This window comes from Bradyrhizobium nivariense, assembly GCF_029846695.2.
GTDB lineage: Bacteria > Pseudomonadota > Alphaproteobacteria > Rhizobiales > Xanthobacteraceae > Bradyrhizobium.
On the sequence record NZ_JARWCR020000028.1, the window covers coordinates 24,068 to 44,870 of the forward strand.

General features: G+C 63.5%; 8 protein-coding genes. 5 read left to right on the plus strand and 3 right to left on the minus strand.

Annotated features, from left to right (window positions below):
* The first annotated feature begins 15 nt into the window (after nucleotides 1–15).
* Complete coding sequence (locus QCM77_RS22695) at nucleotides 16–1,854, plus strand: AMP-dependent synthetase/ligase (protein WP_279661169.1); 1,839 nt, start codon at nucleotides 16–18, stop codon at nucleotides 1,852–1,854.
* Between the two features lie 120 nt (nucleotides 1,855–1,974).
* Entirely contained in the window at nucleotides 1,975–3,174 is a 1,200-nt protein-coding gene (locus QCM77_RS22700) for an ABC transporter substrate-binding protein (protein WP_279661170.1), read from the plus strand.
* A 49-nt stretch (nucleotides 3,175–3,223) separates the two neighbouring features.
* On the opposite strand, the gene QCM77_RS22705 is transcribed toward QCM77_RS22700, so the two are convergent.
* Nucleotides 3,224–4,339, minus strand: coding sequence for a lysozyme inhibitor LprI family protein (locus tag QCM77_RS22705; RefSeq protein ID WP_279684956.1), 1,116 nt, complete (start codon nucleotides 4,337–4,339; stop codon nucleotides 3,224–3,226).
* Between the two features lie 96 nt (nucleotides 4,340–4,435).
* The gene (locus QCM77_RS22710) at nucleotides 4,436–5,167 is read right to left on the minus strand and encodes a transglutaminase-like cysteine peptidase (protein ID WP_279661172.1); all 732 of its coding nucleotides are present in this window, start codon (nucleotides 5,165–5,167) and stop codon (nucleotides 4,436–4,438) included.
* Between the two features lie 619 nt (nucleotides 5,168–5,786).
* On the opposite strand from QCM77_RS22710, the gene QCM77_RS22715 reads away from it, so the two are divergent.
* A complete protein-coding gene (locus QCM77_RS22715; protein ID WP_462804344.1) occupies nucleotides 5,787–14,669 on the plus strand; it encodes an Ig-like domain-containing protein in 8,883 nt (2,960 codons plus the stop codon).
* Nucleotides 14,670–14,819: 150 nt separating this feature from the next.
* Nucleotides 14,820–17,051, plus strand: a complete 2,232-nt coding sequence (locus QCM77_RS22720; RefSeq protein WP_279684958.1) for a CHASE2 domain-containing protein — start codon at nucleotides 14,820–14,822, stop codon at nucleotides 17,049–17,051.
* A 180-nt stretch (nucleotides 17,052–17,231) separates the two neighbouring features.
* On the opposite strand, the gene QCM77_RS22725 is transcribed toward QCM77_RS22720, so the two are convergent.
* A complete protein-coding gene (locus QCM77_RS22725; RefSeq protein ID WP_279684960.1) occupies nucleotides 17,232–18,827 on the minus strand; it encodes an ABC transporter substrate-binding protein in 1,596 nt (531 codons plus the stop codon).
* 211 nt (nucleotides 18,828–19,038) lie between these two features.
* Between QCM77_RS22725 and QCM77_RS22730 the strand changes: the two genes are divergently transcribed.
* Nucleotides 19,039–20,697 (plus strand): ABC transporter substrate-binding protein, encoded by a 1,659-nt coding sequence (locus QCM77_RS22730; RefSeq protein WP_279661450.1) that lies wholly within the window; start codon nucleotides 19,039–19,041, stop codon nucleotides 20,695–20,697.
* Nucleotides 20,698–20,803: the final 106 nt, after the last annotated feature.

Genomic DNA, 20,803 nt, shown 5'->3' on the forward strand with positions numbered 1-20,803 from the left:
AAGGAGGGAACGCGCATGGCCCGACCGGCGGTGCTGACGGTCGCCGACACGATCGCAAGGAGCTTCTTGCGCGCGGCGGAGACGCGTGGCGACAGGCCCGCGATCCGCGAAAAGAAATTCGGCATCTGGCAGCCCACCAGCTGGCGCGAATGGCTGGAAATATCGAAGGAGATCGCCTACGCGCTGCACGCCACCGGCTTCATGCCCGGCGATGTCGCCTCGATCATCGCCAATGCCGTGCCCGAATGGGTCTATGCCGACATGGGCATCTTGTGCGCCGGCGGCGTCTCCTCCGGAATCTATCCGACCGATGCATCGTCCCAGGTCGAATATCTCCTCAACGATTCCCTGACCAGGGTGATCTTCGCCGAGGACGAGGAGCAGCTCGACAAGATCCTCGCCTGTCGCGCGCGCTGTCCGAGCCTGCAAAGGATCATCGTGTTCGACATGGAAGGCCTCAGCGGCTTCTCCGACGACATGGTGATGTCGCTCGACGAGTTTCGCGCGCTCGGCCGTAACCACATGGTCGGCCGCGAGACGCTGTGGCAGGACATGATCAACGGCCCCAGCGCCGGCGATCTTGCCGTTCTCGTCTATACGTCCGGCACCACCGGGCCGCCCAAGGGCGTTATGCACGCCAACCGCAGCGTCACCCATCAGATGTGGCACGCCAACGACTTCATTCCGGCGCGGGAGGACGAAGACCGACTGATCTTCCTGCCGCTCTGCCACGTCGCCGAACGCGTCGGCGGCTATTACATCTCGGTCGCGCTCGGCTCGGTGATGAATTTTGCCGAAAGTACCGAGACCGTGCCGGACAATCTTCGTGAGGTGCAGCCGACCATCTTCCTCGCGGTGCCGCGGATCTGGGAAAAATTCTATTCCGCCATCACCATTGCGCTGAAGGATGCGACGCCGTTCCAGCAATGGGTCTACCGCCGCGCCATCGACATCGGCTACCGCATGGTCGATTGCAGGATCGAAGGGAAAGCGCCGCCGCTGTTGTTGCGCCTCGCCAACAGCCTTGCCTACCGGCTGGCCTTCCGCAACATTCGCCGCACGATCGGGCTCGACCGCTGCCGCATCGCCTTCACCGGCGCGGCGCCGATCGCACCGGAGCTGATCCGCTGGTATCTCGCGCTCGGCATCGACATCCACGAGCTCTACGGCCAGACCGAGAATTGCGGGGTCGCCACCATGATGCCGGCGGAGCGGATCAAGCTCGGCTCGGTCGGCACCGCAGTGTCCTGGGGCGAAGTGGCGCTATCGCCCGACGGCGAGATTTTGATCAAGGGCGATTTTTTGTTCATGGGCTATCTGAACCAGCCCGAGAAGACCGCGGAGGCCATCGACCATCGTGGCTGGCTGCACACCGGCGACGTCGGCACCATCGACAATGAGGGCTTCGTCCGCATCACCGACCGGATGAAGGACATCATCATCACCTCCGGCGGCAAGAACATCACGCCGTCCGAGATCGAGAACCTGCTGAAATTCTCGCCCTACATCTCGGATGCCGTGGTGGTCGGCGACAAGCGGCCGTACCTCACTTGCCTCGTGATGATCGACCAGGAGAACGTCGAGAAGTTCGCGCAGGACCACGACATCCCCTTCACCAATTATGCCAGCCTGTGCCGCGCGACGGAGATCCGGGACCTGATCTGGCGCGAGATCGAAGGGGTCAATGCCAATTTCGCCCGCGTCGAGACCATCAAGAAGTTCTATCTGATCGAACGCCAGCTCACTCCGGAGGACGAGGAACTGACGCCGACCATGAAGCTGAAGCGCGGCTTCGTGAACAAGCGTTATGCCGCCGAGATCGACGCGATGTATCGCGCCCGGGCGGTGGCTTGAGACGTATGACCTGGAAAAGCGGGAAGCCGGTTTTCGGTAAAGGGTCATACGCAGAATAGAAGCGAAGGGGTGATGGCCCCGCCCTTCGCGTGATATGGGCCCCAAGGAGAGGAGACGTCAATGTCGAGATCGTTGAGAGCGTTCGGCTTTGTGGTAGGCGCGGTGGCGCTCACCAGTCTGCCGGCCGCGGCGCAAACCAAGGTCACCAATGAAGGCATCTCGGCATCCGAGATCGTCATCGGCACCCATCAGGATTTGTCGGGCCCGATCAAGGTCTGGGGCGTGCCGGTGTCCAACGGCATGAAGATGGCGGTCGAGGAGATCAACGCGGCCGGCGGCATCCAGGGACGCAAGATCAAGATGGTCCTGGAAGACAACGGCTACGATCCGAAGAAGGCCGTGCTCGCCTCGCAGAAGATGGTCGAGCGCGACAAGATCTTCGCGATGATCGGTCCGATGGGCTCGCCGACGGTGCTTGCCGCGCAGGACATCCTGTTCGACGCCGGCGTGCTCCAGCTCTTTCCGCTGACCGCCGCCGAGTTCACTTTCAAGTTCGACCCGGCCAAGCCGCAGGAGCGGCTGAAGTTCAACAACCTCCTGCCTTACGTCGAGAGCACGCGCGCCGCGCTCAAATACATGGTGGAGTGGAAGAACTTCCAGAAGCCCTGCATCATGCATCAGGACGACGAGTACGGAAAGAACGTGCTTGACGGTTTCAACCAGCAGCTTGCCGTGATGAAGGTGCAGCCGGCTTCGGTGACGAGCTACAAGCGCGGCGCCTCCGACTTCAGCGCGCAGGTCGCCAAGATGAAGTCCGACGGCTGCGATCTCGTCGTACTCGGCACCGTGATCCGCGAGACCATCGGCGCGATGACGGAAGCCAGGAAGCTCGGCTGGAACGTCACCTTCCTCGGCGCCACGCCGACCAACGTGCTGGAGGTGCCGACGCTCGGCAAGGAGGCGGTGGAAGGGCTGTATGCGGCGAGTGGCTTCGAGATACCCTATGAGGACACGGCCAAGGGCAAGGTCCACGACTGGCTCATCAACTACAAGAAGATGTTCAACACCGACGCCAACACCCAGGCCATCATCGGCTACAACGCGGTGATGACGTTCGCCTTCTATGCGGACAAGGCGGGCAAGGACCTGACCGGACAGAAGATGCTGGCCTCGCTGGAGGCGGGCGACAAATTCCTCGACATCTTCAACTCGCCGCCGACCAAGTTCTCCAAGACCGACCACCTCGCCAACACCATCACCCAGGTGCAGCAGGTCAAGGGCGGCCGCTGGGTTCTGGTGAAGGACAATCTGATGTTTTGATGTCTCTTAGCCTCTCCCCGTAAGAACGGGGAGAGGGAGGGGAGGCAGCTTACGATCCCCCACCCGCGGTGCCCGAGTTCACCGGGGCCAGCTCGTCTTCCCGGCAACGCCAGCCGTCGGCGGCCTTCACAAACGCAAAAGTGCGCTGGATCCTGAGGCGGCGTGTGACGTTGAAGGCGTCTGCGGAGCGCTCCTTGTTGCCGACACCCGGCTGCGGACGACCCGTTCTGGCGTCCCAGCAGGTGCCCGTGCAGGTGGTGGCGATCTTGCTACAGGTGGCGAAGGGCGCCAGCACGGCCATCTCGATTTCGCCGGTGACCTGCGCCTCCTGCCCGGTCATCTGGCTGTCGAGCGCGTAGACGCGGTTGATGCGGAGGAAGTTGCCGCAGGAATTGGCGGCGTGGATTCGCGCGGCGCAGAAGTCGACGGCGTCGGTGTCGGGCGAGCGGGCTGCGACCTGCCGGCCGAACACCTTCTTCGGATCACCTTTCGCCGCGCCAATCTCGTCGGCCTTGTGCTTCAGATAGCCGGCTAGACAGTCCTCCGCGGACTCGAGCTCCCCGAGCGGCACGTTCTCCTTGCCGACCAGATTGCATTTGCGATCGCGCTCCCGCGTCCACCGGCCATATTCGGCGAAGGCAAAGCGTGCCGCGGTCGGATCGAGCTTGCCGATCAGGCCGAGCACCTGGCTGTTCAACTCGGTCTCGGCAAGCGCCAGCGACGGGTCCGCACAGATCAGCGCGCCCGCGGCGGTGTTGGCCGCGAGACAGTCGAAATCCGAATCGCGCACGATCGCGGCGCGCTCCTCGGTCACCTTGAGAAGACATGCCTTCACCCGGTCGAAATCGTCGGTGCGGATCGCGGTCTGGCCGACGATGCCGCAACCGAGGTTGCGCTGGCGGATCCAGATCGCGTTCTCCTCGATTCCAGGCAGGCGATCGGGCAGACGGGCAAGTCGCGCCTCGATTCCCGTGCTCAGCTTCTCGGCGGCGGCGGCAAGCTCGGCATCACCGCAGAACAATTGATTGCCGGGGTCGCGGATCTGCTGGCAGTTGTTCCTGGCGAACAGCGGCAGCCTGTCGGCGACGGAGCGGCTGGATTGCGCGAAGCCTGGTGCCGCCGGCAAGGCCAGCAGCGCAAGCACAGTCAGCACGATGAACCGCATTCCAGTCGCCCCCGCATAGCCGCAGCCATGCTAGCGTCCCGGATCGCGCGGCGAAATGGCTTTGTGATGGGCGGTTGGGCTACGAGACCACTGCAATCAACGCGCCTCGGCGGCGACCATCGAGAACCGCACGGGTTCGTCGACATATTTCATCACGGCCGACTGGTAGAGCACGAACAGCGGCTGGTAGCTCCGTGCAGCGTCGTCCTCGACCATCGCCATGCGGCGGTTGTCGAGCATCAGCCAGTGGCCGTCGAGCCGTGCGGCGGCAACCGCATGCTCTTCGCCGGCGCGGCTGTCGCGCACCACGACGATGCGGAGGTCCTCGGTGGCAACGCCCGCGAGCCGCAACGCGGCGAGCTTGGCAATGGCATAGTCCTCGCAATCGCCGGCGCCGCGCGCGAAGGTCGCGAGCGGCGAGCTCCAGACATCCTCGGGACCGTCATTGGCGGCCCGGATGGCGAGGTTGATGGCACGATTGGTTTCGCCCAGCCGGGCGCGGCCGTCACGGCCGCGGGCCTGGTCGACGATGGCGAGTAGTTTCAGCGCGGCGGGCGAAGCGCAATTGTCCCGGTCGCCGTCGCACAGCGCGAGCTGCACCATGTCGTCGTCGAGCCTGGACTTCAGCGCAAGCCATTTCTGTTGCAGGCTGCCGGCGGAGATGGCGAAGGCGAACACGCCGAACGGCTCGGCGGATTTGCGCACGAGGACACCGGCTCCCGGCGACAGCAGCGTGCCGGCACGAAGCTCGGCGGTCGATCCGAGCAGGATCAATCCGCACAGCACAAGGATTGCGCGCCAGGCGCGCGAGCAAGCAGCGGTCTCCATCTGACATCCCCTTCCGGCTTCGCCAGGTCCCCTCGACCTGAACGTGCCGGGCTTTGTTGCTTTCGCGGAGATAGTGCGAGACGGGCCGTTTTGTTCAGCTTAACGCGCTCGGCTGGGGTCCCAAAACCGGGGAACAGGCTGAAACCGGCCTGGCCAAATCGCGTAAAATTTTACGAATCGGGGGGTAGGTAGGGCCCGCCTGGCGCGAAATGGAACCAATTGCGGGTATTGGTTGCGCCGCCGCCGATTCCGCGCCCTATGGCTAACGAACCCGTTATTTCGCGGGTTCTGTTAATTGGATCACAGATTTGGCTCCGTATTTGCCGCAGTATGTTGCGGGGCACCACGAAGGAAAGATGACACAAGTATTCGCTGTACAATTTATACGGTCGAATACGTAGGAGTACCGAAAATGGGCTCAGATAAGCAAAGGCTTACTTACAGATATTTCCAAAAATGCGCTGCTTCCTCTAGAAGGACGTGGCGGGCGGGGGCGCCGACCGCTTGGTGATGCGAAATCACACAAGCAATAGATGGTTCCGCTAAGGACTTGGTAATGATAAGCAAGCTTAAGCGGTCGATACTTACTTAGATTTTAACTCCTTTTTTTGGTGCCCGGTTGAATTACGCTGGCAAATTTGACGCCGCGATTTCCTTGGACGGCGAGGGTTCCCATTCGCCCGCCGACGCCCATGTCGATTCCTTTACGGCCAAGCCTATTATCGCCAAGGCGCATGGTCACGTGCCCGAGGGTGCGTTCGTTGTTCCCGATCCGAACCTGATCTTCAACGGCGAGTTCAAGCGCGCAGGCAGCGATCTCGTGCTGTCCCACGACTGTCACGAGTTTGTCGTTCACGATTATTTCAGGGGCGAGAAGCGCGCGGCGCTCTCGTCGCCGGATGGCGCGCACCTCACCGGCGACATCGTCAACGCGCTCACGGGCCACGTCCAGTATGCCCAGGCCGCATCCGGCATTGCCGCCGCCCAGGTCATTGGCCACGTCACCAAGCTCTCCGGCAGCGCGACCGCGATCCGCAACGGCGTCTCTGTCATCCTGAACAACGGCGACAACGTCGAGAAGGGCGACGTGGTCTCGACCGGTGGGGACTCGACGCTCGGCATCACCTTCATCGACGGCACGGTGTTCGGCCTGTCCTCCAATGCGCGGATGGTGCTGAACGAGATGGTCTACGACCCCAACGGGTCGAACAATTCATCGCTGCTCAGCCTGGTCGCGGGCACCATCACCTTCGTTGCCGGCGAGACCGCTAAGCACGGCGACATGAAGATCGACACGCCGGTCGCCACCATGGGCATCCGCGGCACGGCGGTGCTGAGCCAGATCCACTTCGTCGTTCCCGCCGGTGGCGGCGATCCGCAGCCGGAGGCGAGCTTCCAGGTCCTGGTCGAGCCGAACGGCACGACGGGCTCCTACATCCTGTTCGACAAGGTCACGCTGCTGCCGATCGCGACGGTCAACCAGGCCGGCCAGATGATCCAGATCAGCGGCGGCAACGTCTCGATCAGCAATGCGCTGATGTCACCGGACATCCAGAAGCTGATCACGGACGTGTTCACGCTGAAGTTCACGGACAACAACAGCAACACCAAGCTGACCACGAACTTCACCGACTCGATCACGCAGAACGGCAACATTGTCGTGATCAAGACGGACACCGGTGCCACCGCGACCGCGACCTTCACGAATCTCAATCCGCCGGGATCGCAGGGGGACGGCCATGATCCGGCGACCAGTACCCGCATTCCCGGCCCGCCCGATGCGCGCAGCCTTGATCTCAACGGCAATGTGAAGACGGCATTCGCGCTGACCGAGCACGCGAACGCGACCGGCGACCGCGCGGACGCGACCGGCGACACCGTGGGTCCCGACACGATCATCTTCCGGATCACCTTCGTCGACCAAAACCTGGGCGACCACCCGACGGTGTCGGTGAACCTCGCTGACGCACCAAACTACGTCTACATGGACGCCGACCATCACGACGTCACCGGCTCGCTCAGCGCACTCCAGAAGCAGGACATCGCGGCAACGCAGACCCAGATCAGCGTCGCCGCGGCCGCCGGTAACAACAACAACGGTTCGGCGGACCTGACCTACACGATCCCCGACCACGTCTTCGACTTCCTTGCTGCGGGTGAAACGCTGACGCTGACCTACAAGGTCCGCATCAACAACAATTTCGCGGTCAACCCCGAATCTACCTACATTCCGATCTCCATCACGATCACGGGCACCAACGACAAGCCGGTGATCACCACCAGCGTTCCGATCATCATCTTCGAAGGCGGCACCAGCGTGCCGGGTGGCCCGCTCACCAGCGATGTTCCGACGACGGGCACGCTGAGCTTCGACGACGTCGATCTCACCGACAAGCATACGGTCTCGGTGGCGTTGACCAGCGCGACCCTGCCTGATGGCACCGTTCCGCCAGGGCCGCTCGCGGCGTTCCAGAGCGCGATGTCGGTCGCGATCGCGGCGGGCGCCGACAGTACCGGGGACGGCACCGGCACCATCAACTGGTCGCTGGCCGACCTGCCGGTCTATCTCGCCGACTTCATCCCCAAGGGTGAGGTGCTGACGCTGGTCTACACCGTGACGGTCACGGACTCGCAAGGCGCCACCTCGCAGCGGACCATCACCGTCACGATTACCGGCACCGACGCCGCCGCGGTGGTGTGGATCGCGACCGACAAGGCCGGCGCTCCCTCCGGCGGGTTCTGGAAGGACGCCGCGAACTGGGAAACAGGCACCGTCCCGACCATCGACGACGACGTCATCGTCATCACCGATCAGCTGCACGGGCTGACGCCGTCCTATCCGGTGACGATCGACACGGCTGCTTATGCCAAGTCGATCACGATGAACGATTTCGGCGGCCCACCGCCGAAAGTGATCAATCAGAGCACGTTGACGGTCGCCGGTGCCCTCAACATGAGCGCCGACTCGATCTTCACCAATGCCTTGTCCGGCACGGTGTTCGTCGGCGGCAAGGCCGAGATCCTGGATACGGCCCTGCTCACCAATGCCGGCCATCTCATCCTCGAGGGCGGTGGCGATTTCGCAAGCGGCACCACGATCACCAATTCCGGCGTGCTCGAACTGTTCGGTGGCACGCTGAAGACGCTGGCCGGGATCCACAATGCCGGCGGCACGCTGAAGGCCGATATCGGCACGACGCTGATCGTCGATGCCGCAACAGTCGATGGCGGCACCGTCACCATTCTCGGCACGCTGGATCTCGACGGCACCAGCGTCCTCGAGAACGGCACGCTGAACAATTCCGGTGCGGTCAACGTCAACGGCACGGCAGAATTCGCGCATGAGACCGTCGCCAACGCATCCAGCGGCACGATCAAGGTGCTGGCGAACGGATGGCTGACCATCGACCAGGGTTCCAGCGTCGCCAACAACGGCGCGGTCACCATCGATGCCAGCGGCAAGCTGACGGTGAATGGCGCTACGATCAGCGGTGCCGGGACTGTCACAGACAACGGCGAGATTGACCTGGCGGGTAACGCCGTGCTGAGCGGCGGCGTGCTGAAGAACAACACGGCGTTCAATGTCAGCGGCGCTGGCAACGCGCTGGATGGCGAGACCGTCACCAATGCCGGCACGATCGAAGTGCTGGCGGGCGGTGCGCTCGCGATCGACCAGGGCTCTACCGTCGACAACACCGGCAACGTCACGGTCGATGCAACCGGCAAGCTGACGGTCAATGGCGCCACGATCAGCGGCGCCGGTACGGTCACGGACAATGGCCAGATCGACCTGACCGGTAGCGCGGTGCTGACCGGCGGCATCCTGAAGAACAACGCCACTCTCAGCGCCAGCGGCGCCGGCAATGCGCTGGACAATGAGACGATTACCAACAGCTCGACCGGAACGATCGAGGTGTTCTCGGGCGGCGCGCTGACGATCGACCTGGGTTCGAGCGTGGCGAATGCCGGCAACGTCACGGTCGATAACAACGGCAAGCTGACGGTGAACGGCGCCACGATCAGCGGCGCGGGGACGGTCACCGACAATGGCGAGATCGACCTGACCGGCAACGCGGTGCTGACCGGCGGCATCCTGAAGAACAACGGCGCCTTCAAGGTCAGCGGCGCCGGCAATGCGCTGGACAACGAGACGATTACCAACAGCTCGACCGGCACGATCGAGGTGCTGGCGAACGGCGCGTTGACCATCGACCAGGGCTCAAGCGTCGACAACACCGGCAACGTCAAGGTCGATGCGACCGGCAAGCTGACGGTCAATGGCGCCGCGATCAGCGGCGCCGGTACGGTCACCGACAATAGCGAGATCGACCTGACCGGCAACGCGGTGCTGAGCAACGGCATCCTGAAGAACAACGCAGCCTTCAAGGTTAGCGGCGCCGGCAATGCGCTGGACGGCGAGAGCGTCACCAATGCCGGCACCATCGAAGTGCTGGCCAATGGCACGCTCGCGATCGCTCTGGGTTCGACCGTCGACAATTCAAGCGGCAACGTCACCGTCGACGGCAATGCCGCGCTGATGCTCGACGACGCCACGATCAGCGGCGGCGCCGTCAAGGGCGCGGGCACGATCCACGTCACCGGCGCCAGCAAGATCGACGACGGGGCCACGGTCAGCATCAGCACCATCACGGCCGACGCCGCGCTGACGCTGGATGGCGTCACCGTCTCCGGCACTGATATCACCGACAAGTCCAGCATCGCGCTCGCCAACACCGTCGAGCTCAAGGACGGCGCAACGATCCAGGGCGCTTCCGCTGTGTCCAAGGGCGCGATCACCAACAACGGTACGCTCGAGATCGCTGGCGCCGCGACGCTGCTCAACGACGTCGTGATCAACACCGGCCATATCATCAAGATCGACGATGGCCAGACGCTGACGCTGTCCGGCACCGAGATATCAGGCGGCACCATCAACAATTACAGCGGCGCACTCGGGGGCACGATCGACGTCACCGGCGACAGCACGATCGACGGCAATGCGACGCTGAACAAGGGCGCCATCACGGTCGAGAGCGGCTACACGCTGAGGTTCGGCGACGCGACCGTTGCAGGCACTGCGATCGCTAACCACGGCGCCGTCAAGGTCGATGCAAGCAAGACGTTGGCCTTGAACGGTGCGAGCCTGACCGGTGGCGCGCTCACCGTCTCCGGCACGCTGGACTCGACCGGCACGACCAAGGTCACCAATGCGTCCATCGCCAACAATGGCCTGATCGAGGCGCTTGGCGGCCTGCTGACGCTTGCCGCCACGACATCAGCCAGCATCGCCAATGCCGGCACCCTTCAGGCGAAGGGCGCCGAGCTCGACGTCGACCACCAGGCCGTCACCAACACCGGCACGCTGGCCGCGATCAACGACGGCACCCTGAAGCTGATCGGGATGACGGTGACCAACACCAATGGCACGGTGTCGGTCGAATCAGGCTCGACGCTCGACCTGCAAGGCGCGACCATCGACGGCGGAACGGTTACGATCGCCGGCATGCTGGAATCGACCGGCACGAGCGCTATCGACAACGCAGATATCACCAACACCGGCACGATCTCCGTCACCAGCGGTACGCTGACGATCGACCCGGCCACCGTCCACGCCATCACCAACCATGGCCTGATCCAGGTGAGCGGTGGTGAGCTCGACATCTCCGGCGAAGATATCTCCAATACCGCGGATATCAAGGCGATCAACTACGGTACGCTGAAGCTGGCAAACGTCACCGTCAGCAACAGCATTACCGGAGCGATCACGGTCGACGGCACCTCGAAGCTCTATCTGACCGACGTCTCGATCAACGGCGGCGGCCTCGGCAATGCCGGCAATCTCTACAGCGTCTCCGGCAACAACACGGTCACCGGCGGTGTCACCAACACCGGCGCCATCGAGGTCCAGGCCGGCACGCTCAACCTCTCCGGCGGCCTCAGCGGCGTCGGCTCGCTGATCATCGACGACGGCGCGACGCTCGAGCTTGCGGGGGCGACAGCGCAGACCGTCACCTTCGCCGGCGGCGCCGATACGCTCCAGCTCGACAAGGTCGCCGGCCAAAGCTTTACAGGCACCATCGCGGGCCAGTCGACGAAGGGCGGCACGTTCACGATCACGGGTGCGGCCGACATCACCAGCGCAAGCGGCGATGCGCTCGACTTCACCGCGTCGGGTGGCGCGCCTGCGACGCCCGCCAATATCATCCTCACGCCTGCCGGCGCGCTCACGGGCGCGGTCAACGGCGTCGTCGTCACCCAGGACGGCACCGGTGATATCTCGCTGACCGCGACCGGTGACATCAAGGGTCTTGCCGGCAATGGCATCACGCTGCGCGACAGCGCGACCGGCTCGGGCAATATCACGGTCAACAACGCCACCGGCACGGCGACCGGCACCGGCGCGAATTCGATCGGCATTCTCGTCGAGAATTTGAATGCCGCCAATGACGGCGACATCTCGATCACCCAGCTCGTCGGCGTCGCGGGCGGCGCTTACGGCATCGACGCGGTCACCCAGGGCGGCGGCGATATCGCCATCCACGCTGGCGGCACCATCACGGGGAGTTCGGTCTACGGCATCCGGGCGCGCAGCTACGGCGCAGGCAGCGAGACCGTCACGACCGACGCCGGCAGCGTCATCAATTCGGGCAGCTCCGGCATCGTCGCCGTCAACCGGGCGGCATCCCTCGACTCAGCATCCGGCAGCAGCATCACCGTCAACGGCTACGGTACGATCAGCTCCGGCAGCAGCCTGAACCAGAGCGGCAACCCGCCGGCTGGAATCCAGGCTGGTTACAACGGCGCCACGACCGGCAGCAGCGCCAACACCAACGTCAACGGCAGCGTTGTCGTCAACAACCACGCGAACATTACTGCCGCGGCAGGCTACGGCATTCACGCTTATAATTACGGCAATGGCGACGTCACGGTGAACGATGCGGCCGGGACCGCGATCGTCGGCGCCGAGGAGGGCATCAGGGCCCAGGCGCTCAGCGGCGGCACCGGCGACATCAGCATCACGCTCGGCGCCAGCGCGTCGGTGACGGGCACGACCAGCTACGGCATTCTCGCCTACAGCATCGATGCGGGCGACATCAGCGTCACCCTGGCGAACGGCGACAGCATCACGTCGGACAGCTCCGGCATCGTGGCGGTGAACTATGCGACCACGATTGCGAGCGGTCTGCACAGTACGATCTTCGTCGAGGCGCACGGCACCATCCATTCCGGCTCGACCTTGAACAACGACGGCGGCATTCCCGGCGGGATCATCGCCGGCTACAAACCGGGCGGCAACGGCGCTTTCTCCAATGCGGTCAATGGTGACGTCACCGTCACCAGCGACGCGACGATCATCGCCGATGCCGGCTACGGCATCGAGGCGTTCACCTGGGGCGCCGGCGATATCACGGTCACGGCCGGCGCGGGCTCGTCGGTCACCGCTACCGCGGGGACCGCGATCGGCGCCTTCGATCACGGCGGCGGCAATGTCAGCGTCACCAACAATGGCTCCGCCACCGGCACGGTCGGCCTTGCCGCCCTTGCCAGCGGCGACGGCGACATCACCATCGACAATCACGGCAATATCACCAGCACGAGCCTGGCCGGCATCAGCGTCACCCAAAGCGAGGCGGGCGCGACCGGCTCGACCCACATCACCAATACCGGATCGATCGTGGCGCCGAGCGCCCACGCGGCGATCTTCATTCAAGAGAACGCGACCGGCTGCGCGACGATCGACAATTCCGGCACGATCGGGCCTGCCACCGTGACCTCGACGACTTACGCCATCGTCGAAACCGGTGGCGCTATCACGATCAACAACAGCGGCCACATCAACGGCAATATCTCGGTCGCCACCGCCACGTTCAATAACGAAGCGGGCGGCATCTGGACGGTCTCCGGCAGCGGCGTGTTCGGCAATGCGTCGTCGATCGTCAACCATGGTGACATCGATCTGCACGGCGCCTCGATTTCCGGGACCGGGCTGAGCATCCAGAATTACAGCGACATCGATAGCTGGGGCACGGCGTCGATCTCCGGCACCATCGCCAATACCGGCACCATCGAGGTCCATAACGGGGCGCTGACGCTGTTCGGCTCGCTGTCCGGCTCGGGCTCGGTCACCGTCGATGCCGGCGCGTTGCTGAAGGTGGAAGACGCGGTATCGCAGACGGTCACGCTCGCCGGCGACGGCGCCAGGCTCCAGATCGACACGTCAACCTTTGGCGGCTCGATCGCGGAGCTGTCCGCGGGCGACAAGATCGACCTGTCGAGCATTGTTTATGATGATGGCACGTCGGCGACCTATAACGCCGCGACCGGCGAGCTCGTCGTGAGCGACGCCTACCACCATACGATCACGTTGCAGCTCACCGGCGCTGACTACAGCGGTGCACATTTTGCCGGCAGCAGTGACGGCCATGGCGGTACGCTGATCACGTTCGACGCGACCGACGCTGCGCCGGCCTTTACCGCGGCCGGAGCGACGCTGACCGCAACCGTCCCCGAGCTTGAGAATACCACCGGCTCCTCGACGCTTGACCCGACGCCCACTGCCGCGACCGGCTCGATCGACTTCAAGGACGTCGATCTCACGGACCGGCCGACGGCGACGATCACGGGCCAGACGGTGACCTGGACAGGCGCCGATCACACCACCAACCTCTCCGGGTTCCTCACCACGGACGAGATCAATGCGCTCGACCACGCGCTGACGCTTCAGCAGACGGGCAACAAGAACAACGGCGCGGTCGGCTGGACCTATTCGATTGCCGACAAGGCCCTGGACTTCCTTGGTGCGGACGAGACCGTGAAGGTGATGTCCACCATCACGCTCGACGACGGCCACAACAAGACCGACACGGCGCAGGTCACCGTGACGATCACCGGCGCGAACGACGCGCCCGCGCTCAATGTCGACCAAGCCTGCATCACGCAAGTCGGCGATCAGGTAACCGTCCACGGCCTGTCGCTCGCCGATCCCGACACCAACGACGCTTTCACGATCGCCGCCACCGCGGCATCGTGCGCCAGTGTGACCCCCTCGACGGGATCCGGCTCCCTGGCCGACATCAATTCGGCGCTCCAGGCGTTGACCTATACCGAGGCAAGCAGCGGCGGGCCGGCGACCGACAAGATTGCGGTCACAGTGACCGACGCGCACGGTGCCAGCGACAAGGTCAATCTGATCTTCCATCTGACTGAAACCGCGGTCAGCCTCACCGGCACGACCGATAAGGACGTGTTCTTCGGAACCGGCTATCAGGACCAGTTTGTGTTCGCGGCCAACTCGAACCACGACACGATCGTGAACTTCACCTCCGGAACGGATCATATTGACCTGTCGTTCGTGGGAGCCTCCAACGTTTCCGACTGGATGGCTCAACATGTGACCGCGTCGGGGGCAGACACCCTGATCACGATCGATACGGCAGACACGATCCTCCTCAAAGGCGTCAGCAGCGTCCAGGCGAGCGATTTCATCCTTCACGTCACCTAGTGAACGGGCCCGCCCCGAAGGCTGAATTTCATTTCGCTTTGACCGCGGCAAAAAATCCATAATCCTCCCCGCCAGAGGAATAGCCAATTACGCGCCTACGCTGCATGATCGAGCCTGCAAGCGTGATTTAGGGCAGGACGTCGGACCGAAATGAAACGTCTCAAGATCCTGCGGCGGTGGTTTGCGCGGAAGTTCGGTTTTGCGCGGCTGATGTGCCTTGCGCTGCTGGTCGTGTTTGCCGGTGCGCGGCTCTGGGATCCGCCGCCGATCCAGGAATTGCGGCTGCGCACCTTCGACATGTTTCAGTTGATCGATCCGCGCCACAAGACGGCGCGGCCGGTCACCATCGTCGACATCGACGACAAGAGCCTCGCCAAGCTCGGGCAGTGGCCGTGGCCGCGGACGCGGATCGCCGACCTGATCCAGAACCTCACCGGTAACGGCGCGGTGGCGATCGGCTTCGACGTGGTGTTCTCGGAAGCCGACCGGCTCAATCCGGATATCGTCGCGAGCCAGATGCGCGATCTGGACGATGCCACCCGCGCCAGGCTGCGCGAGCTGCCGAGCAACGACCAGATCCTCTCCGAAGCGATCAAGCGCTCGCGCGTCGTGCTGGGCGAGACCGGGCAGCGGGCGATCTCGTCCGAGATCGACAAGTCGCTGCCCTTCACCGGCGTCGCGACGGTCGGCGAGGAGGGCGCCGAGCGCTTCCTGTTCGAATTTCCCGGCCTGCTCCGCAACGTACCCGAGATCGAGAAGGTCGCTGCCGGCCGCGGCCTGTTCTCGATCAGGACCGAGCGCGACGGCCTGATCCGACGGGTGCCGATGATCATGCGCGCCCAGGGCATGGTCATGCCCTCGCTCAGCCTCGAGATTTTGCGCGTCGTCACGGGCACGCCGACGCTGCTGGTTCGAACCGACAAGACCGGCGTGCGGGCCGTGCGTCTCAAGGGCGTGGAGATCCCGACCGACAGGAACGGTCAGCTGTGGGTGCACTATGCCCGCCAGGATCCCTCGATCTACGTCTCGGCCGCCGACGTGCTCGACAATACCGTGCCGCGGGACAAGCTCGCCGGCAAGCTGGTGCTGGTCGGCACCTCCGCAGTCGGACTGAACGACATCAAGACCACGCCGGTGTCCTCGACCATGCCGGGTGTCGAGATCCATGCGCAGGTGCTGGAGAGCGTGCTGAGCGGAGCCGTGATCTCCCAGCCGAACTACGCGCTCGGCGTCGAGCTGCTCGCGGCGCTCGTCATTGGACTTCTGGTCATCATCTTCACGCCCAATCTCGGACCGGTGCGCCTCGTGCTTGCGGGTGCGACGTTCGCCGCGATCCTGATCGGGGTGTCCTGGTTCTTCTACGCGCAATATCGCTATCTCATCGACTTCACCTATCCGCTGCTCTCGACTACGGCGATCTATTTGACGCTGATCTTCGCCAGCTTCGTGCGCGAGCAGCGGCAGCGCGTGCAGATCCGCGGAATGTTCGCGCAATACATGTCGCCCGTTCTGGTCGAGCAACTCGCGCAGTCGCCGGAAAAGCTCGTGCTGGGCGGCGAGGAGCGCGAGATGACGATCATGTTCTCCGACGTGCGCGGCTTCACCACCATATCGGAAACCTACAAGCACGACCCGCAAGGGCTCATCGCCTTGATGAACCGCTTCCTGACGCCGCTGACCGACGTGATCATCGATCAGAAGGGCTATATCGACAAATATATGGGCGACGCCATCATGGCGTTCTGGAACGCGCCGCTCGACGATGCCGCGCACGAGGTCAACGCCTGCGAAGCCGCGATCCAGATGCTGGAGAGAATCGACGCCGTCAACAAGGAGCGCGAGCAGGAAGCCGCCGATGGCGGCCACGTCTACATCCCGCTCAATGTCGGCATCGGCCTCAACACCGGTATCGGCGTGGTCGGCAACATGGGCTCCGACCTGAAGAAGAACTATTCGGTGCTCGGCGACAGCGTGAATCTGGCCTCGCGCCTGGAGGGGCAGTCCAAGGAATACGGCTTTCCCATCATTGTCGGCTCCAGGACCGCGCTCGCCGCCAAGGACAAGTTCGCGATCCTCGAGCTCGACTTCATCATGGTCAAGGGCAAGACCGAGCCGGAGGTGATCTACGCCATCGCCGGCCGCGAGGACGTGATGAACTCAGGGGCGTTCCAGCGCCTGCGCAACGTCACCATCGAGATGCTCGGCTGCTACCGCGGCCGCGACTGGCAGGGCGCGCTGGACGCGATCGAACGCGGCCGTCGCAGCGAGGATGCCGACACGCTGGAAAAGCTGTTCAAGCTTTACGAAGCTCGCATCAAGGATTTCCAGATCAATCCGCCGGCTGAAGGCTGGACCGGGGCATATGCGCTGCTGACGAAGTAAGGGGGCGCTTGCTCGCAGCCAAACTCTCAGTGTCGTCCCGGCGCAGGCCGGGACCCATACTCCGCAGCAGAAGTTGTTACGCCAGATAGGAGTTGGCTGTCGTCGCCGAACTCAACTCGGTGGTTATGGGTCCCGGCCTGCGCCGGGACGACAGCCGTGTTCGACGTCGCAGGCTACTCCTCACTCTACTCCGATCGTGGTCAGATCCTGGAACCAGTGCTGTGCCTGCACGAACTGCTTGATCTTGGGCGACAGCGCATGCGGGTTGGTGTCGTGTACCACCCATACCAGCGTGGCATCGTCGACGATCAATGCATGCGCTTGCGCCAGCAGCTCGTCCTGCTTGTTGCTGTCAAAGGTCTGCTTGGCCTCGTCGATCAGCGCGTCGACCTTCGGGTTCTTGTAGCCGCCCCAGTTGACGCCGACCGGCGCGATCTGGCCCGAATGAAAGAAGCGGACGATGGCGTACAGGGGATCCGAGGTGACATAGGCGATGTTGTTGGCGGTGATGCCGGCGTTCATTTCGTCGGCTGCGCCCTTGCGCCAATGCGTATAGAGCGTCTCGAGCTCGACCACCTTGAAGTCGATGTCGATGCCGATCTCCTTGAAGCTCTGCTGCAGGAATTCGTTCATCGGCAGCGACAGCATCTGGCCGGTGCCGCCTTGTGCGATGATGAAGGTGGCCTTCAGCGGCTTGGCCTTGGAGTAGCCGGCTTCCTCGACAAGCTTCTTGGCGGCGGCGACATCGTATTTCAGCTCGAAGCTCGGCTTGCCGAACCACGGGCTCGACGGATCGACCTGTCCCTTGGCGGGTTTTGCGAGGCCATTCATCAGGCCCACCACTGCTTCACGATCGATCGCGAGATTCAGCGCCTTGCGCAGGCGGATGTCGGTCCAGGGCGAGCCCGGCAGCACGCTCAGATGATAATTCCAGACATGCGGCGTGACGTTGTCGACGAGCTTCATGCCGGCCGCCTTGAGCTGCGGCACGGCATCCGGCGCCGGCGTCTCGATCAGATCGACTTGCCCGGCGAGCAGCGCGTTGGTGCGCGTCAGCGCTTCCGGCATCGGCACCAGCACCAGCTTGTCGACCTTGGGAATGCGCTTCTTGTTCCAATAATCCGGATTCTTCGTGAGCTCGGCGAGCTCGCGTGGCACCAGTTTTGTCAATTTGAACGGGCCGGTCCCCGAAGGCTGGCTCGCGAACTTGTCCCAATCCTTGCCGAGCTTTTCGTATTGGGTTGGACTCGACACCAGGAACCACAGCATCTGATAGGGAAAGAAGGAATCGACCGTCTTGGTGGTGATCTCCACCGTGGAATCGTCGATCTTGGCGTAGCTCGCGACCGAAGGCAGGCGGGTCTTGACCTGCGCGCTCTGGCGCTTGTCGAATTGCGGCGCCTTGTCGTTGAGGACCTTGTCGAGATTCCAGATCACCGCATCGGCGTCGAACTCGCTGCCGTCGTGAAACTTCACGCCCTTGCGCAAGGTGAAGCGCCACTTGGTCTTGTTCTCGTCGTCGACTTTCCACTCCGTGGCCAGTCCCGGCACCAGCTTGCCGGGCCGGTCGGCGACGTCCATTTCCCAGGCCACCAGCGGATCGTAGATCGTGTAGGCCGTGAACTGATAGGCGCCGGCGCCGCGGTCAGGCTGGCCAGTCGTCAGCGGAATGTCCGCCATCGAGATGCCGTAGCGCACCACCGTTTCGGCGCCCGCGGAGATTGCTGACAAGGCCAGCGCAAGCACGGCGAGACAGGTCGAGAGACGGATACGCATGGCCCAAAGCTCCAGGAGAAAATTCAAGGGAGAAATCAGGGCCAAACTTGCAATCTTGATGCCAGAATAGGCAACGGGTGCCTTTGCGGACGTCCGATCACAAGGACTTGTCGTCGCAGGGGCAATTTGCCGAATAAGTTTCCCCATTGGCATAGCCATTGCATACGATTGCATCAAAATTAGTCATCGAAGCCGGAAAAGGACTGAGGCAATGCTGATCAAGAAAAACAAGACTCGCGCGGCGCTGATCGCGTTGCTGGCGCTCGGCAGCGCGGCTGCGTGGCCGCGCGTCGCCGGTGCCGAAACCGTGCTTCGCATCGGCATGACCGCTGCCGATATTCCGCGCACGCTGGGCCAGCCCGATCAGGGTTTTGAAGGCAATCGCTTCACTGGCCTCACCATGTACGACGGGCTCACCGGCTGGGACCTGTCCTCGGCCGACAAGGCGAGCGTGGTGATCCCCGGCCTTGCGACCGAGTGGAAGGTCGACGATGCCGACAAGACCAAATGGACTTTCAAGCTGCGGCCGGGCGTCACCTTCCATGACGGCTCGCCGTTCAACGCCGATGCCGTGGTGTGGAACGTCGAGAAGGTGCTGAAGCAGGACGCGCCGCAATTCGACGCCAGCCAGGTCGGCGTTACGGCCTCGCGCATGCCGACGCTGGCGTCCGCGAAGAAGATCGACGACATGACGGTCGAACTCACCACCAAGGAGCCCGACAGCTTCCTGCCAATCAACCTCACCAATCTTTTCATGGCGAGCCCGGCGAAGTGGCAGGCCTTCTACGACAAGGCGGAAGGCGCCGACGCCAAGGTGAAATCGCAGGCCGCCTGGACCGCGTTCGCCAAGGACGCTTCCGGCACCGGCCCATGGAAGATGGCGGGCTTCACGCCGCGCGAGCGGCTCGAGCTGGTCAAGAACGCGAGCTATTGGGACAAGGCGCGCGTGCCCAAGGTCGACAAGATGGTGCTGCTGCCGATGCCGGAAGCGAATGCACGCACCGCGGCGCTGCTCTCCGGACAGGTCGATTGGGTCGAGGCGCCCGCGCCGGACGCGCTGCCCGAACTCAAGCAGCGCGGCTTCAAGCTCTACGCCAACGAGCAGCCGCACGTCTGGCCATGGCAGTTCTCGCGCGTCGAGGGTTCGCCCTGGAACGATATCCGCGTCCGCAAGGCGGCAAACCTCTGCGTCGATCGCGAAGGCCTCAAGGACGGTCTGCTCGCAGGGCTGATGGTGCCCGCGACCGGCACGTTCGAGGCCGGCCATCCCTGGCGGGGAAAACCGACCTTCGAGATCAAGTATGACAAGGCGGCTGCGCAGAAGCTGATGCAGGAGGCCGGATTCGGCCCGAACAAGAAGTTGACGGTGAAGACCCAGACTTCGGCGTCCGGCTCGGGCCAGATGCAGCCGCTGCCGATGAACGAATATCTCCAGCAGGCCCTCGCCGAATGCTATTTCGACGTGCAGCTCGACGTCATCGAGTGGAACACGCTGTTCACCAACTGGCGCCGCGGCGCCAAGGATCCCAGCGCCAACGGTTCGAACGCGACCAACGTCACCTACGCGGCGATGGATCCGTTCTTCGCGCTGGTGCGCTTCCTGCAATCGGGCATGGCGGCGCCGGTCTCGAACAATTGGGGTTTTGTTAACAATCCCAAATTCGACGAACTCGTGAAGAAGGCGCGGCAGACCTTCGATCCCGCCGCGCGTGACGCCGCGCTCGCTGAATTGCACGCGGCCTCCGTCGACGACGCGGCCTTCCTATACGTCGCCCACGACGTCGGCCCACGCGCCATCAGCCCGAAGGTCACGGGCGTCGTGCAGCCGAAGAGCTGGTTCATCGACTTCTCGCTGGTGTCGATGCAGTAGTTCGCGCCACACGCACGGTGCACCCTCTCCCCTTGTGGGAGAGGGTGGCTTCGCGATAGCGAAGCCGGGTGAGGGGTCTCTCTCCGCGAGTGACCATCTCTCATTA

What these genes read in the sequence shown, in the direction of transcription:
- QCM77_RS22730 (WP_279661450.1), top strand. Translation starts at nt 19,039, where the DNA reads ATGCTGATCAAGAAAAACAAGACTCGCGCGGCGCTGATCGCGTTGCTG.
- QCM77_RS22700 (WP_279661170.1), top strand. Translation starts at nt 1,975, where the DNA reads ATGTCGAGATCGTTGAGAGCGTTCGGCTTTGTGGTAGGCGCGGTGGCG.
- QCM77_RS22705 (WP_279684956.1), bottom strand. Translation starts at nt 4,339, where the DNA reads ATGCGGTTCATCGTGCTGACTGTGCTTGCGCTGCTGGCCTTGCCGGCG.
- QCM77_RS22695 (WP_279661169.1), top strand. Translation starts at nt 16, where the DNA reads ATGGCCCGACCGGCGGTGCTGACGGTCGCCGACACGATCGCAAGGAGC.
- QCM77_RS22720 (WP_279684958.1), top strand. Translation starts at nt 14,820, where the DNA reads ATGAAACGTCTCAAGATCCTGCGGCGGTGGTTTGCGCGGAAGTTCGGT.
- QCM77_RS22710 (WP_279661172.1), bottom strand. Translation starts at nt 5,167, where the DNA reads ATGGAGACCGCTGCTTGCTCGCGCGCCTGGCGCGCAATCCTTGTGCTG.
- QCM77_RS22725 (WP_279684960.1), bottom strand. Translation starts at nt 18,827, where the DNA reads ATGCGTATCCGTCTCTCGACCTGTCTCGCCGTGCTTGCGCTGGCCTTG.